We start from the raw sequence: 16247 nt of genomic DNA on the forward strand, positions 1-16247 counted from the left end.
GCGAACAGCGGCGCAAGCGTGGACTCGATCTGCGCCCAGGGCATGCGGCGGGCCAGCACTGCCAGCGGGTGGCGTGGGTCCACCATGCCGTCCAGCCGCGCCCTGAAGAAGTCGTCCGTGGCCATCGCCTCGCCTCCCAAAAACTCCCAGCAACTGCTATGGATTGAATATCTTCCTGGGAGTTCTGACCATCGGCGATCACCCCGAATCCCCAGTGTTCATGCGGGTTGGCGGGGTTCTGCAGGGCCGACTAATGAATGGGTTGGTGATTTTCATGCCAAATGATTTCAATGAATGCGATTCTTCTCTGTACAAGGTTTCCTTTGTTTGCTATGAGGAGGCTTGGTTCTGCGTTCCGCTGGTTTAATAGGTGGTTGTCAGCACTCTCTTCTGGGAGGCATGTTTCATCTCTCCTTCATGCTCTCGTTTAAATGCCGCCTCGCCGGACTCAACAGGTAGTCAACAATCCGCCGCCTGCCGGTAGTGATTTCAGCCGTGAGATTCATCCCCGGTACCAGCCTGACGCGCCTGCCATCCACGCTGATGCGTGATTCCCCCAGCACCAGGCTGACCGGAAAGATCGCCCCGCGCTTTTCGTCCTGCACCGCGTCCGCCGTGATGCTGCTCACCGTGGCTTGCACCGTGCCGTAGCGCGTGTACGGAAACGTCTCCAGCTTGATCGTCGCGCTCTGCCCCGCCTGGACGAAGCCGATGTCCTTGTTCTCCAGCACCACCTCGGCCGTGACCGCGCCGTCGTCGGGCACCAGCACCAGCAGCACCTGGGCGGGGGTGACCACGCCGCCGGACGTGTGGACGGCCAGCTGCTGCACAGTGCCGGCGACCGGCGCGGTGAGGCGGGTCATCGCGTTGCGCTTGTCGGCCTTGGTACCTTCCTCCGCCAGTTGGCGTGACTTCAGCCCCGCCTGGGTCTCTTGTTCCTTGAGGCCGCGCAGCGTCTCGGCGCGGTAGGCCTGCAGGCCCTGCGCGGTCTCCGCCAGGGCGGCCTTGGCTTCCTGCAACCGGGCCTGGGCCATGGCCAGGTCGCGCTCCATCTCGACGCGTTCGCGCGTGCGGTCCTGGCCGGCGTGGTTGGCGACAAAGCCCTGCTCCGTCAGCGACTTGAAATCCTTCTCGCGCGCTTCAGCCAGCGGCAGCGTCGCCTGCAGCTTGGCCACGAACTGCTCGGCGGTCGCGATCTCGGCCCGGCGCCGGGCCGCCTCGGCCGCGAACTTGGCCAGCTTGGCGCTGATGTCGGCCCATTCGCTTTGCAGCTGCGTCTGGATGCTGGCGCGGTCGGTCGCGCCCAGGGCCTGCAATGACGATGCGGCGAGGCCGGGCGCGTTGCCTCGGGTCAAGGCGGCCAGCAGCGCCTGGCTGCGCAGCCCTTCGGAGGCAGCGGCGCTGCGCTCCTCGCCCACGCGCGCGCTGTCGGCCGCTGTGAGCGTGCCGTCCAGTTCGATCAGCAGGTCGCCGGCCTTCACCTTGTCGCCGTCCTTCACATGGATGGCCTTGACCACGCTGGTCTCCAGCGGCTGAATCGTCTTGCTGCGCTGGCTGACGATGATGCGGCCTTGCGCCACGGCCACGATGTCGATGTGGCCGAAGCAGGCCCACAGCAGCGCGAGGGTGAAGAAGGCGCAGATGGCGAGGATGGCCCGGCGTGGGGCAGGGTGCGGCGGGGTCTCCTGCAGGGCGATGGCCGCCGGCAGGAAGGCCCGTTCGTCCTGCATGCGCCGGGGGCCGGCCAGCTCGTCGCGGCGGTCCCAGGCGGCCTTGAAGATGGCGCGGTAGCGGGCCAGCAGCTCGATGAAGGCATGGCGCGGCGCTTCGATGCTCACGGGTGGCTTGGGTGCAGCGCTCGTGTTCATTCCGCCACCTCGCTGCCGCCCTGCATGCGCCACAGGTGTGCGTACAGGCCTTGCGGCTTGGCAAGCAGTTCTTCGTGGCTGCCCATCTCCACGATGCGCCCCTTGTCCATCGCGATGATGCGGTGGGCGTGGCGCACAGCGCTCAGCCGGTGGGCAATGATGAAGACCGTGCGCCCCTGGCAGATGGCACGCATGTTCTGCTGGATGATGGCCTCGCTCTCGTAGTCCAGCGCGCTGGTGGCCTCGTCGAAGATCAGGATGCGCGGCTGGCTGAACAGCGCCCGCGCGATGGCGATGCGTTGGCGCTGGCCGCCGGAGAGGCTGCTGCCCTGCTCGCCGACCGTGGTGTCGTAGCCTTGCGGCAGTTCGGTGATGAACTCGTGGGCACCGGCCAGCTTGGCGACTTGCATCACGGTGTCGAGCGGCGCGGCCGGGTCGGCAATGGCGATGTTCTCGCGCACGCTGCGGTTGAAGAGCATGTTCTCTTGCAGCACCACGCCCACCTGGCGGCGCAACTGGGCGGCGTCGATGAGGGCCACGTCGTGCCCGTCGACCTGCACGCGGCCACTCTCGGGCACATAGAGGCGCTGGATGAGCTTGGTCAGCGTGCTCTTGCCCGAGCCGCTGCGGCCGACGATGCCGATGACCTCGCCGGGCTTCACATCCAGGCTCACGCCGTGCAACACGGGCTGGGCGTCGGGCCGGTAGCGAAAGCTCAGGTTGTCCAGCGTCACCCGGCCCTGCAGGCGCGGCAGCGGGCTGACGCTTTGCGGTGGCAGCTCGGTGCGGGTGTTGAGGATGTCGCCCAGGCGCTCCATGGACAGGCCAGTCTGCTGGAAGTCCGTCCACATCTGCGCGATGCGCATGATGGGCTGGGCCACCCGGCCGGCGAACATGTTGAAGGCGATGAACATGCCGACTGTCAAGGACCCGTCCATGACCAGGTGCGCGCCGTACCAGAGCGTGGCGGCGTTGACGACCTTGCCGATGAGGTTGATGCCCTCGTGGCCGTATTGCGCCAGCGTCTGGGTGCGCAGCGAGGCGCCGACGTAGGCGGCCAACTGCTCGTCCCAGCGGCGGGCCATCTGCGGCTCCAGCGCGCTGGCCTTGACGGTCTGGATGCCGGTGACCGTCTCCACGAGCAAGGACTGGTTCTCGGCACCGCGAGCGAACTTCTCGTTCAGGCGGCCACGCAGCACCGGCACGATGGTCAGGCTGAGGATCAGGTACAGCGGCAGCGACGCAAGCACGATCAGCGTCAGCGGCACGCTGTAGCTGAACATGACGGCGATGAAGATGACCGAGAACAGCACATCCAGCACCAGCGTCAACGCATTGCCGGTGAGGAACTGGCGGATGTTCTCCAGCTCCCGCACACGTGCCACGGAGTCGCCCACACGGCGTGCCTGGAAGTAGGCCAGCGGCAGGTTCAGCAGGTGGCGGAAGAGCCGGGCGCCCAGCTCCACGTCGATGCGGCTGGTGGTGTGGCTGAGCACATAGGTGCGCAGCACGGTCAGCACGCTCTCGAACAGCATGATGACCACGAGGCCGATGACGATGACGTCCAGCGTGGTGACGCCCTTGTGTACCAGCACCTTGTCCATCACTACCTGGAAGAACAGTGGCGACACCAGCGCAAACAGCTGCAGGAACAGCGACACCAGCAGCACCTCGCCCAGCAGCTTGCGGTGCTTGACGATGCTGGGGATGAACCAGGAGAAGTCGAACTTGGCGAGCGCGCCGGCCAGTGACGCGCGGCTCGTGACGAGGATGAGTTCGCCGCTCCATTGGCCGGCGAATACCTCCAGCGGCTCGATGGTGGGCCGGGCGGCCTGGGCGCCGCTGGCCGTGCTGGGGTCGACGAACAGCACGCGCTGGCCGTCGCATTGCGCCAGCACCACCAGGCGGCCGTCATGCAGCCTGGCCAGCGCGGGCAGCGGCGCAAGCGTCAGCCGGTCGGGCGTGCTGCGCGAGACCTTGGCCTTGAGGCCGATGCGCTGGGCCGCCAGCAGCAGGTCTTGCTCGCTGACCTCGGCGGTCTCGCCCAGGCCCAGTTCATGGCGCAGCGCGTGCGGCTCGGCGGCGATGTGGTGCAGCCGTGCGACGACGCACAGCGCCTGCAGCGTGCAAGGGCTCTGCTGAGCTTGGGTCTGATCTGGTTGCGCGTCGCCGGGCGTGTCTCCGCCTTGGTCGCTGCGCTGGACGTTGGTCCGCACTCGCTGTCTCCCCCTGGTGCCGTGCCTGCTGATGCATGACCGGCGTTTGATTTGTTATGGGCGGGGGAAATCTAGTCGATGCGCGGCGTCGCCGCATGCGTCCAGCTTGTGTGGGCGCTAGGGATTTCGAGAAGGGGGGGGGCAATCAATCAAGGATTTGATCGATTGCCGGGCAGTCAAGGGCTCAGCTTGGCGTCCATCCACCGCGCCGCCAGCCCCGGCCACTGGTCCTGCGTGCCGTCCAGCAAGCGCATCGCAAAGCCGTGCTCTGCCTGCGGGAACACATGCGCCTCCACGTCCAGCTTGTGCTGTTGCGCCGCCACGATGAGGTTGAGCGCGTGCTGCACCGGCACGATCGGGTCGTGCAACGCATAGGCCAGGAACACCGGGCACTTGGGCAGGCCGTGCGGCTCGCCGGCGATGCCGATGGGCCAGGCGTCGTAGAAGGCCTGCTTCTCGGGCGGCGGGAAGTCGGGCTTGCCTGCCGGGAACTTGTGGTCGCGGTGGTTGGCGTTCAGCGGCGCGTAGGCGATGACGGCGCCGGCCGATTCCCGCTGGCAGGCCATCACGCCGGCCAGGTGGCCGCCGGAGGACAGGCCCACGTGCAGCAGCGGCAGTGGCGGCAGCGTGGCGAGGTGGTCCAGCGCCAGCAGGCCGTCCTGCAGTGCGATGTCGAAGGCGTGGCCGTCCTGGCCGGGCAGGCGGTGGACGAGCACGTAGGCGTCCAGCCCCAGCGTGTTCAGCCACTGGGCGATCTCGACGCCTTCCTTGTCGTGCATCAGCTGCAGATAGCCGCCGCCGGCGTAGACGAGCGCTCGGCCGCGGGCGGGTGTGGGCGAAGGGTAGGCGTGCAGCTCGGCGCGTGTGGGGCGGCGGCAGATGCGGTCGGGGGACTCGCCGTCGAACACATTCGGCGCGCCGTCCGACAGGGCGATCACGTTGCTCATCGCTGCGTCTCCTTCAGCGGCAGGCCGAAGTCCGGCATGCCGTCGGCGGTGAAGTTCAACGGCTGCACGCGTGTGGCGCGGCCGGTGTCCTTCAGCGGGTCGCCGGCGATGTCGCGGTAGTTGCGGGCGTGGAAGACATTCAGCACCGTGCCGTCCGGTTCCACGAGGAAGCTGTTGTGGCCCGGGCCGTACTGGCTGTTCTCGGCACTGGTGGCGAACACCGGGCCGGGCGACTTGCGCCAGCTCTTGGCGTCGAGCAGGTCGGCGTTCGCATCGGCCCACAGCAGGCCGAGGCAGTACTCGGCACCGGTGCCGGCGGCCGAGTAGGTCATGAACACGCGGCCGCCGTGCACCAGCACGGCCGGCGCCTCGTTGACCTGGTGGCGCACTTTCTCCCACGCGTACTCGGGCCGGGTCAGCAGCACCTGCGGGCCTGCCAGCTCGGTCGGGCTCTTCATGCGCGAGAGATAGATGTTGGTGCTGTGGTTCTTGCTCGCCGGGTCGTTCTGCGCCCAGGCCATGTAGCGCTTGCCGCGGTGCTCGAAGACGGTGGCGTCCAGCGTGAAGCTCTCCCACGCGGTCTTGATCTGGCCGCGCTCGGTCCAGGTGCCCTGCATGGGGTCGGCCGACGCGTTCTCCAGCGTCCACATGCGGATCTTCCACGGCTCCTTGGCCTCGCCGGCGCTGAAGTGGATGAACCAGCGGCCGTCGAGGAAGGCCAGCTCCGGCGCCCAGATGTGGCGGCTCATCGGGCCGCTGTCGTGCTTGCGCCAGACGACCTTGGGCTCGGCCGTCGCCAGGCCGGCGATGCTGCGCGCGCGGCGCAGTTCCAGCAGGTCGTAGGCGGGCACCGTGGCCATCAGGTAGTACCAGTCGCCGTGGCGCAGGATCTGCGGGTCGGCGCGCTGCGGGATCAGCGGGTTGGGCCAGGGCAGGGGCGTGGGGGCGGGTGCTGCGGGCGCTTGTGCGAGAGCGGGCAGGGTGGGGGCCAGCAGGGCCGCAGCCAGCGCCGTGCGGCGCGAGATCGGGTGAGTCAAGCAGAGGTCTCCATGCGTTGTAGCTTGCCGTCGCGGCGCTCGAAGCGGGCAGTCTCGCCGGCCTTCAGGCGCAGCGGCAGCTTCTGGCCAGCCCGGCGCAGTTCGGTGCTGCCGCCGACGGCGCTCGCGATTGTCAGGGCCTGTACCTCGCCGCCTTGCCAGGTCATCGCCAGCTCGAAGCCACCGCGCGCCCGCAGGCCGCTGATGCTGCCGGCAGGCCAGGCAGAGGGCAGCGCCGGCAGCAGCTCGATGCGGCCGCGGTGGCTTTGCACCAGCATCTCGGCGATGCCCGCCGCGCCGCCGAAGTTACCGTCGATCTGGAAGGGCGGGTGGGCGTCGAACAGGTTGGGGTAGCTGCGGCTGGGGTGCAGCAGGCGCTGCAGCGTCGAGTAGGCATGCTCGCCGTCCTTCAGCCGCGCCCACAGGTTGATGCGCCAGCCTATGCCCCAGCCGGTGGTGTCGTCGCCGCGTCGTTCCATCACGTTGCGCGCGGCGGCGGCCAGCGCCGGCGTGTCGTCCGGCGTGATCTGGTCGGACGGGTACAGCGCATACAGGTGCGACACGTGGCGGTGCTGCAGCTCGGGCGCTTCCATGTCCCAGTCCTCCATCCATTCCTGCAACTGGCCGGCCTTGCCGATGCGGTCGGGCGGAAGGCGGTCGCGCATGGCCAGGCAGTCGCGGGCGAACGGTCGGTCGGTGCGCAGCTCGCGCGCGGCCTCGGCCACGTAGGCAAACAGGTCGCGCAGCAGCTGGCTGTCCATGGCCGGGCCGGCGCAGACGGACGAGCCGTGCGGGTGGCTGTTCTCCGGCGAGTTGCTGGGGTTGGTGACCATGTGGCCTGTCTTCGGGTCCTTCACCAGCGTGGCGAGCTGGAACTCGGCCGCGCCCTTCATCAGCGGGTACAGGCGCTTCAGCAAAGCGGGGTCGCGACGGAACAGCCAGCTCTCCCACAGCGTGTTCACCAGCCACACGCCGCCCATGGGCCAGAGGCCCCACTTCGCGCCATCGGTCGGTGCGGCCACGCGCCAGCCGTCGGTGTTGTGGAAGGTGACCCAGCCGGGCGCGTCGTACATCGCGCGCGCCACCCTGGCGCCAGTGATGGCGAGGTCTTCCACCATCGCGAACAGCGGCTCCACCGTCTCGCCGAGGTTGCACAGCTCGGCAGGCCAGTAGTTCATCTCCGTGTTGATGTTGATGGTCCACTTGGACCCCCACGACGGATTGGTCTTCTCGTTCCACAACCCCTGCAGGTTGGCCGGGAAGCGCGAGCCGGGCCGCGAGCTGGCGAGCAGCAGATAGCGGCCGTACTGCAGGTAGAGCGCGGCGAGGCCGGGGTCCTGCCCTTCGGCAAAGCGGGCGATGCGCTCGTCCGTGGGCAGCTTGCCGTTGGGGCCAGCGCCGAGGTCGATGGCGACGCGGCGGAACAGCTTCTGGTGGTCGTCGCGGTGGGCTTGCCGGATCACGTCGGGGCCGCGTGCGACGGCCGCAGCCAGCGTCGCCTTGTTGAGGGCTGCCGGGTCGCCGGAGATGTCGTCGAAGCGCTTGTAGCCGGTGGCGCCGGCGATGAGGATGAGCACTTCGTCGGCGCCCTGCACGAACAGCCCGCCATTGCGCGCGCTGACCTTGCCGCCGCGCGCGATCACCTGCAGCCGGCACTCGAATGGCAGGCGCCCTTCGATGCCGGCCACGGTGGGGCTGGTGCCGGCCACCCACAGCGTGTGCTGGCCCTCGCCGCCGCTGCTCTTCTGGTGCGGCGCGGTCAGCGTGAGGTCGGTGGTGATCCACTTCGGCTTGTCGGCCGTCAGCCGCACGACGATGAGCTGGTCGGCCGCCGACGCGAACACCTCGCGCGTCAGCGTCGCGCTGCCGGCGCGGAAGCTCGTCGTGGCGACGGCCTCGTCCAGGTCCAGGCTGCGCTCGTAGCCACGCACGCCGTCCAGGCCGGGGAAGACCAGCAGCAGCTCCGCCAGCGGCTGATAGGCCATCTGCCGGCTGGGCACGCCCAGCAGCGTCTCGTTGGCCAGCTTCTCGGCCTCGGCATAGCGGCCGGCAAAGATCAGCTCGCGCACCCTGGGCAGGCCTTCGCGCGCCTTCGGGTTTGTCGTGTCGTAGGGGCCGCCGGAGAACAGGCTGTTCTCGTTGAGCTGCAGCCGCTCGGTGTGCGTGCCGCCGAACACCATCGCGCCGAGGCGCCCGTTGCCCACCGGCAGCGCCTGCACCCATTCGTCCGCGGGGCGGCGGTACCAGAGGCGGTGGGGCTGTGGCTTGTCGTCCTGGGCCAGCGCGGTGGGGGCGGCCAGCAGCGGCGTGAGCGGTGCGCCGAAGCGCAGCAGGCTGGCATGGGCGGCTTGCTGTTGCAGCCAGTCTCGACGGGTGGGTTGCTTGCTCATGGTTGGCGATAGAGCTCAAGTTCGACGATGGACAGGACTCCGCGCCCGAGACTGGCAGCGCCGGTGTCGACGATCTTCTGGTTGGCGACTTCGGTGTTGGCGGTGGCCGCACCGCCTTGTGCTTCGCCGGTCAGTTCGAGGGTGACGTTCTGGCCGCGATGCGGTTTGAGTGGCAGCGTCACGTAGCCCAGGCTGCGCGGCGTGACGCCACGCCAGACTTCCTGGCCGTCGACGTTGATGCGCAAGGGGTACTGGCGCTCGCGCCAGCCGCCGAGCTTCACCGTGATCTCGCTGAGCGTGGCGGCTTCGGCGAGGCGCAAGCGTAGCGGGCCCTTGCCGGTCCACGCGGTGGTTTCGTCGTCGTCGATGGCCTGGGCCGGTACGCCGCTGCCGGCTTCCAGCGCGGCGACGGGCACGGCGATGCGGCTGACGGTGAGCGACGGCGTGGCCGGCGTTTCACCGCGGGCCGACTGCGGCGCCACGCCGTCGGCGGGGAAGCGCGCACTCAGGCCGCCGGCGACCTTGACGACTTGCGAGCGCAGCTCCAGCGTCGCGGGTGCCAGGCCCGCCGCTTCGGCGCGCAGCCTGATGACACCCGCCTCCGTCGTGCTGCGCACCAGCACGCGGTTGACGCCCCCTTCCACCGGCAGCTCCCTGGCCAGCACGAAGTTGCCCGGCCCCTGCGCAATGCCGCCGCGCCATTCGGCCGGGCCGTCCAGCGTGAACTTCACCGTGTCCAGCGCGATCGGGTTGCGGCGGCCCTGCGCGTCCACCACCTCGACCTGCACCAGCGCCAGGTCCGCGCCATCGGCCTGCAGGCCTTGCGGGTGCGTCTGCGCGGTCAGCTTCATCGCTGCCGGCGCACCGGCCGTGACGCGCACGTCCTCGCAGACTTTGTGGCCGTTCTTGTCCAGGCCGATGGCGCGCAGCTCGCCGGGCTCGAAGGCCACGCCGGGGAAGTTGAAGACGAAGGGCTCGCTGGCCGCAGCCGCGCCGACGGGTTTGCCGTTCAGCGTCAGCAGCACGCGGTCGGCGCTGGAAATGACGGTGACCGTCTTCAACGTGCGGCCGACGAAGGTCAAATCTTGCTCCAGCATATGTGCGGCGGCCATCGCCGATGCCGTCGTGAGCCTGCCTGCGTCGTAGTTCCAGTGGCCCAGGATATGAGCGCGCGGCTTCTCGATGTCCACCCAACCGTCCCACATCACCTGGTGCGCGAAGAAGCCGTCCTTCGGGATGCGCATCGCGTCCACCTCGCCGCTGCGGCGGTAGTTCTCGGCGCCGCGGTGGTGGGTGTTGCTGTCGCTGAAGATGATGTTGACGCCGCCCGATGACACGCGCGTGCCGGTGCCGGGCCGCTCGCGCCAGTAGTCCGCCCAGCGGCGCACGTTCTCCAGCGCGTGCGAGTCCTGGTTGTGGTTGTAGCTGGGCGCCGGCTGGCCCTTGTGCGGCGGGCCGTCTCCGTTCTTGTGGAAGGGCGGGGAGAGTTCATCCCAGAACTTGCGGGCGCCCTCGTCGCGCGAGTACTCGGTGGCCCACAGCGGGCGGCGCGCGCTCTTGTTGATGTAGAGCATCTCGCCGCCCCACTCGGCCACGTCCTGCAGCGCCTTGGACAGCATCTCGCGGCTGCCCGCCGCTCGGCCGCCGTGCGGGTCGTAGCGGTCGCGGATGGCTTTCACCTCGGCCATGTGCTCGGCGCTGACGCCGCGGTTGCCTGCCTCGTACATCAGGATGCTCGGGCTGTTGCGGAAGTAGATGATGGCGTCGCGCATGGCCTCCATGCGCTGTTCCCAGCGCCGGCCGGTCACGTCGGCCTCGGAGTCGCCCGCGGGCATGGCCTGCATCAGGCCGATGCGGTCCAGCGAGTCCACGTCCTGCTTCCACGGCGCGGTGTGCATCCAGCGCACGAGGTTGGCGTTGCTGGCCAGCATCTGGCCGTTGCTGTAGTCGCTGAGCCAGGCGGGCACGGACAGACCGATGGCGGGCCATTCGTTGCTGGTGCGCTGCGCATAACCCTTCAACTGGATGACGCGGCCGTTGAGCTTGACCATGCCGTTGGCGAATTCGGTCTGGCGAAAGCCGGTGCGGGTGACGACGGTGTCGATGGGTTTGCCGTTGACGGTCAGCGTGGTGTGCACGTCGTACAGCGCGCCGTGGCCCCAGCTCCAGAAGTCGAGGCCGGTGACCGGCGCCTTGGCACTGACGGTGGTGGTGGCGCCTGCTGCAACGGTCTGCGCCGGTGCCTTGAACGTCGCGACGACGCGGCCAGTGGTGTCGCGCAGCGTCACGTCGTACCCGAAGCGCTGCGGCGAGGCGTTCTCGTTGCGCACCTGGGCTTCGGCGGTGATGGTCGCCTTGCCGGCGGGGATGTCGAAGTGGGTGGCGTGGACGTAGACGCCGGTGGTGCCGAGGTTGGAGTACAGCGGCAGCGTCTGGTAGAGCTTGTCGGTGATGTGCAACCGCAGGTTCTTGGGCAGGCCGCCGTAGTTGGCGTTGAAGTTGCGGTCGGCCCACTGGTAGCGCTGGTTGGTGGCTTGTTCGCGGTAGTCCCAGCGGTTGTCGGTGCGCACGGCGATGAGGTTCTCGCCGGTCTTCACGACCTGGCTGAGGTCGAAGCCGAAGGCGGTGACGCCGTTTTCGTGGAGGCCGATGCGCTGGCCGTTGACCCAGACTTCGGCGGCTTGCCTTGCACCCTCGAATTCAATGAAAACCTTGCGTTGGGTGACGTCGTTAGGCAGCGTGAAGCGCTTGCGGTACCAGGCGATGCCGGTGCTGTGGTCGACGATGTCCTTGGCGAAGGCGTCGTCCTCGTTCCAGGCGCGGGGGAGGGTGACCGCTTTCCACTTGACGTCGTCGAACGTCGGGCTTTCAGCGCCGGCGGCGTCGCCGACGTGGAGGCGCCAGCCGGGGTTGAAGTTGTAGACCTCGCGGGTGGCGTGGGCTTGCGTGGCGCCCAGCAGCGCGGCGATGAGCAGGAGGTGCTTCATTGGGTGGCCTCTCGTTGGTGTTGGTTTGTGGCTAGGCCCATGCCGGGAGTCCCGCCCGGCGGCGGGGTAACTTTGGCGAAACCTTCGGTTTTCTTCTGCGGACCAGAAGACAACGAAGTTGCGGCGAAGCCAAAGTCACCAAAGAAGAGGCGCTGAACCGCACACCATCGCGACGCCGCCGTCGATGGCGCGCGAAAACGTCCGATGGCATGGCGCGCAGACGCGAGCCGCTGCGCTCTCGCTGCTGTCTTTGTGACCAGCGCCATCCATCGCCCCTTCACGCCGGTTAACGCCGGCTGCACGCCGGGCTCATCAGGTGAATGCAGCGCCGCTCGGGCGGCGCGACGGCATGGTGCTTTCGTGTCGAGGCGATGGCGCAGCCGAGCCGTAGGCTGTTTGGGGCCTCCCCTTCTAAACCGCAGAGAAGCGCAGAAGCCCAGGGCGTGCGCGAAGCGCACTTCGTGAACTGACTTCGCGATGACTGTTCGAGCAGAGCGTAGCGGCGCGAGTTCAGCGCGGCCCTGGGCTTCGAGCATCGCAGGGGAGCCCGCAGGGCCGGTTTCGCAGGGGAGAGCTTTTTGCCTACTTTTTGGCTGCGCAAAAAGTAGGTCGGCCGCCGGGACGAAATCCCGGCTGGGCTGTGGCGACAACCCACCGCTGGAACTCACACGCTGACCTCGGCCGCATTGCGATGGTCATGCGTTTCGCCAGTCAGCGTTCCAACCTTCACGCGTTGCACGCTCACACCGCGAATCGGCAACGCCGCCTCGCCCCGCAGCCGGCTCACATGCTTCGCCTCCACTACCTCGACATCCGACACGAACAACGCCTCGACCGGCGTCAACCGCCGTTCCAACGTCGGCATCAAGGTCCGCCACTGGTAGAGCACATCCGTGTCCACGTCAAGCACGCTGCCCGCCAGCCGATGCGCCTTCACGCGCCGCATGTGGATGTTGCGCACGTATCCACCCCGCCGCTCGTTGGTCTTCACGAACAGCAGGTTGAAGAGCTGCACCTTGTGCGTGCTGGCACTGTTGTCGACCTCGCAGTCCTCCACCAGCACGTCTGAGATACCGCCCGCCAGCTCGCTGCCGATGGCCATCAGCTGGTGGCCATTCAGCACGCGACAGCGCCGCATGACGATGTGCCGCGACGGCTGCCCCAAGCGCCAGCCGTCGCGCTCGCGGCCGGACTTGACGGAGATCGCGTCGTCGCCCTGGTCGAACGTGCAGTCCTCGACCAGCACGCGCTGGCTCATCTCGGGGTCCACGCCGTCGTTGTTGTGGCCGTGGGCGCGGATGCTCACGTTGCGAATCAGCACGTCCTCGCACAGGAAGGGGTGCACCGTCCAGAACGGGCTGTTGACGATGCGCACGCCTTCGATGCGCACGCGCCGGCAGCGGTTGAAATGCAGGAAGGGTGGGCGCAGATGGGCGTCGCCATCGGTCATGCGTCGTTCGCGTGCAGGCACGCCGTCGACCGACATGCGGTACAGCGCCACCAGCGCATCCATGTGCGCCTTGGGCCGGCCAAACCATTGCTGCCAGACCTCCATGCGCGCCTCCAGCGTGCCCGCGCCGGTGACGGCGATGTCCTCGCAGTCGTGCGCATAGACCAGCGGCGAATGCAGCATGCACTCCAGCCCCTCCCAACTCGCCAGCACGGCGGGCAGGTAGTCGGCCGGGTCGGGCGAGAAGCGGAGCAGGGCGCCGGCGTCCAAGTGCAGGTTGACGCGGCTCTTCAAGTGCACCGGGCCGGTGGGCCAGCTGCCAGGCGCCACGACGACGATGCCGCCGCCGGCTTCATGCGCAGCGCTGATCGCCTTGGCGATGGCGGCCGAGGTTTTCGCCTGGCTGTCGGCACTGGCGCCGAAGTCCGTGATGGCGAAGCGAGGCCGGCCGTCAAACACCGGCAGGCGCAGCGGCGGCATGTCGAAGGGCGTGCCCTCGACGGCCACCGTCTGCGTCGGGAAGCTCGCGCTGGCCGTCGCGCAACCAGCCAGGCCTGCCGCAGCGGACAAGACGGCGCGGCGCGACAGCGTCACTGCACCAGCCCGGCCGCCTTGGCGGCTTCGTCCAGCGAGTCGCCGATCAGCGCCAGGTTCTGGATGCCCGCCAGCCCCCATTGCGCCGAGCCGTTGGTGCTGATGCCCGGCTGCTCGTCCAGCGGCCGCAGCACGTCCACGCCGCCAATGCGGCGCGTGCGGCCATCGCCCTTCAGCGCGCTCGACGAGAAGAACTCCCGCCACGCCCGCAGCGCCAGCGCGCGGTCCTTCTCGTGGAAGGCGGCATAGGCCGTCATGCGCGAGCCGGTGTCGGCCAGGTTGACCCGGCCCGGGTCCTTGCCCAGCAGCGCGGTCAGCTCCGTCCGGGGGGCGTTGTAGTAGCGGCAGTACTCCAGCCAGGCCTTGCGGTAGGCGGGCACGTCCACCAGCGTCAGCAGCTCCGAGCTCATCTCGATGACGCCGAACACGCCGTTCAGGTGCGAGATGGAGACATGGTCACCGGGGCCGGCGAACTTGCCGGTCTTGGCGTCGTAGGGCGCGCCGCCCGCGAACCAGCGGCGTTTCAGGTCGCCGATGCTCTGCATGCCGTTGACGAGCTTGTCGCGCCAGCGCTTGTCGCCGGTGCGCTCCCACTCGGTCAGCCAGGCGGCGATCCACGAGCCCCAGGTCGTGCCGAAGGACGCGTTGGGCAGGCCGGGCGCGGGTTCGCGCGAGGGGTCCTTGGCCAGCTTGCGCGAGATGTCGACCTTGGCGATGTCGGCATCCGACTCCAGCAGCTCGCGGATCAGGTCGCCGCAGCGCTCGTCCGCGGTCAGGTAGAAGTAGATGCGGCGGTAGGCCGCGTTGGACACGCGCGGCTGCTTGGACGAGTCGGACCAGTGCTGCACGCCGTGGCGCGTGCCGAAGCCCTTGAATTGGCCGAGGTGATACACATCCACCTCGCCGGTGTGCCGCGTCATCGCCTCGGCCAGCTTGAAGATGTCCGCCCGGCCGGTGCGCAGATAGCCGTACCAGAGCCACAGGTCGGTCGACAGCTCCGAGTTGTCCCAGGCATAGCCGCCGATGTCGTAGCGCCACATGTGGCGGTCCACGTCGTAGGCGTGCATGACGTCGCCGTAGTGCCAGAAGCCGTACCAGCGGTGCTGCTCGACTTCCTTGAGGTACTGGTCCAGCTGCACCGTCATGCGGTCTTCGATCAGCTTGCGGGCCGGCGTGCGTGTGTCGACGACGTCCCAATCACCGAACACGGCGGCCGCGTGCAGGCGCTGCGGCGTGAGCACTGGCCGCGCCGGGTTGGCGACCTGCTCGGCCATGTCCGAGAAGGCCTGGTGCGACGGCGTGGCGGCCAGCACCCACAGCTGCAGCTCGCTCGTGCGGGCCACGCCGACGGACGTGTCCCAGCCGGCCTCGTAGTCCTCGTAGGTGATGTTGAGGCCTTCGATCTGCTCGGCGTGCGTGTCCATCTCGCCGGCGGAGCGGTAGGAGCGCATGTCCATCGCCGGCGCCGAGGGCGAGTACAGCCAGGCGGTTACCTCGGCCAGCTCGCTGGCCGCGCCGCGCACGTCCAGCCGCACGGGCGCGCGTTGCCAGAAGTCCTTGAAGCCCAGCGCCACGCCGCCCGCCGCGCCGCCTGTATAGACAAGACCCTTGGTGCGGCCGCCGCTGTTGCTGTCGATCCAGGCATGGCCGGGTGCCGTGCGCTTCCTCAGCGTGAAGCCGTCGGCGCTGTGCTGCGACAGCGAGAAGTCGCCCCATTCGGGAATCCACTTCAGGCCGTCCTGCACGGTCTTGGCCATGCCCGACAGCGCCGGCAGTGCCTGGCCGGCGACCTGGGCGTCCCGATAGGCCTTGCCGGGGTCGCGGCGCAGGCCGGTGATGGGGCGCACCGCCTCGCCCCACACGCCCACGCCTTCGCCGGAGAAGCGCACATGGCGGTCATGCGTGGCGTTGGTCATGGGCACCTGCGCCGTCACACCGAGGCCGGCGATGAAGTCCTTGGCCGGGTCGCCGTCCCAGACGAAGGTGTGGACGATGCGCACGCTCTCGGCGCCGGCGTAGAAGTACAGGCGCACGGAGAAAGGCAGCCAGTCGCGGCCGTTGCCGCTGTGGGTGCCGTCGAGCTTGAGCACCGCGCGCACGGGGCCTTGCTGTTCGACGGTGACGGCGGTGACCTTGCTGCTGAAGGCCTGGCGGGCGGTCTTGCCGTCCAGCTCGGGCTCGGCGCCGTCCTGGCGCAGCGCGATGAGCTTGAGGTTCTGCATGGTCACGCGGCCGCCGCGCGTGGCCTGCTCGATCAGCACCGCGCCGCGCGTGGGCACGGTCCAGGCGAGGTCACCGGCGGTGATGACGATCTGCGCCGCCGATTGCTTGACGGTCAGGCCGCCCGCTGCGGGTTTGCCGTTCTCCAGCTTCAGCTCGCCCGCCGGCACGCCGCCTGCGAGCGCGTGGGCCGTCCACTTCAGCGAGCCGTCGGGCCAGTAGGCCAGTGGCCAGGATTGGATGGCGTGGTTGCCCAGCTTGAAGTCCAGCGCCTTGGCGCCAGACCGCACCTGGCCGCGCGGCCAGGGCACGCCGAAGGTCGCGCCTTCGAAGCGCGCGGGCGCCTGGCCGTCTAGCCAGCGCAGAGTCGTGTCTGCGACGGGCGCGGGCGTGCCGGGGAGGTTGGCGGTGGCTGCTTGTGCGGCGGGCAGCGATGTAGCCAGCGACGCGGCGGCCGTGGTCTGCAGGAAGCCGCGGCGGGAGAACGGAGAGAGCTTCATGGGAACCTTGACGGTGTAGGGCGGGTCATGACCCGCCG

8 protein-coding genes are annotated in these 16247 nt (G+C 68.8%); all 8 read right to left on the minus strand.

Annotated features, from left to right (window positions below):
- Window positions 1-404: 404 nt before the first annotated feature.
- The 8 genes from ACG00Y_RS03960 to ACG00Y_RS03995 all read right to left on the minus strand — a co-directional run bounded on the left by ACG00Y_RS03960 (window position 405) and on the right by ACG00Y_RS03995 (window position 16209).
- A complete protein-coding gene (locus ACG00Y_RS03960; RefSeq protein WP_394476201.1) occupies window positions 405-1838 on the minus strand; it encodes an HlyD family type I secretion periplasmic adaptor subunit in 1434 nt (477 codons plus the stop codon).
- A 26-nt stretch (window positions 1839-1864) separates the two neighbouring features.
- Window positions 1865-4084: a type I secretion system permease/ATPase gene (locus ACG00Y_RS03965; protein ID WP_394476203.1), complete on the minus strand. Its 2220-nt coding sequence runs from the start codon at window positions 4082-4084 to the stop codon at window positions 1865-1867.
- A 176-nt stretch (window positions 4085-4260) separates the two neighbouring features.
- Window positions 4261-5031 (minus strand): alpha/beta hydrolase, encoded by a 771-nt coding sequence (locus ACG00Y_RS03970; protein ID WP_394476205.1) that lies wholly within the window; start codon window positions 5029-5031, stop codon window positions 4261-4263.
- Window positions 5028-6068, minus strand: coding sequence for a glycoside hydrolase family 43 protein (locus tag ACG00Y_RS03975; RefSeq protein WP_394476207.1), 1041 nt, complete (start codon window positions 6066-6068; stop codon window positions 5028-5030). The genes ACG00Y_RS03970 and ACG00Y_RS03975 overlap by 4 nt, the downstream gene beginning before the upstream one ends.
- On the minus strand, window positions 6065-8458 hold the full coding sequence (locus ACG00Y_RS03980; protein WP_394476208.1) for a glycoside hydrolase family 95 protein: 2394 nt from the start codon (window positions 8456-8458) through the stop codon (window positions 6065-6067). Before ACG00Y_RS03980 ends, ACG00Y_RS03975 begins: the two co-directional genes overlap by 4 nt.
- On the minus strand, window positions 8455-11445 hold the full coding sequence (locus tag ACG00Y_RS03985; RefSeq protein ID WP_394476210.1) for a glycoside hydrolase family 2 protein: 2991 nt from the start codon (window positions 11443-11445) through the stop codon (window positions 8455-8457). Before ACG00Y_RS03985 ends, ACG00Y_RS03980 begins: the two co-directional genes overlap by 4 nt.
- 664 nt (window positions 11446-12109) lie before the next feature.
- On the minus strand, window positions 12110-13489 hold the full coding sequence (locus ACG00Y_RS03990) for a glycoside hydrolase family 28 protein (protein WP_394476212.1): 1380 nt from the start codon (window positions 13487-13489) through the stop codon (window positions 12110-12112).
- Complete coding sequence (locus tag ACG00Y_RS03995; protein WP_394476214.1) at window positions 13486-16209, minus strand: exo-rhamnogalacturonan lyase family protein; 2724 nt, start codon at window positions 16207-16209, stop codon at window positions 13486-13488. The genes ACG00Y_RS03990 and ACG00Y_RS03995 overlap by 4 nt, the downstream gene beginning before the upstream one ends.
- Window positions 16210-16247: the final 38 nt, after the last annotated feature.

The organism is Pelomonas parva (assembly GCF_043555835.1).
GTDB lineage: Bacteria > Pseudomonadota > Gammaproteobacteria > Burkholderiales > Burkholderiaceae_C > Pelomonas > Pelomonas parva.

Coding starts and splice junctions, on each gene's coding strand:
- ACG00Y_RS03970 (WP_394476205.1), bottom strand. CDS start 5,031: ATGAGCAACGTGATCGCCCTGTCGGACGGCGCGCCGAATGTGTTCGAC.
- ACG00Y_RS03980 (WP_394476208.1), bottom strand. CDS start 8,458: ATGAGCAAGCAACCCACCCGTCGAGACTGGCTGCAACAGCAAGCCGCC.
- ACG00Y_RS03985 (WP_394476210.1), bottom strand. CDS start 11,445: ATGAAGCACCTCCTGCTCATCGCCGCGCTGCTGGGCGCCACGCAAGCC.
- ACG00Y_RS03995 (WP_394476214.1), bottom strand. CDS start 16,209: ATGAAGCTCTCTCCGTTCTCCCGCCGCGGCTTCCTGCAGACCACGGCC.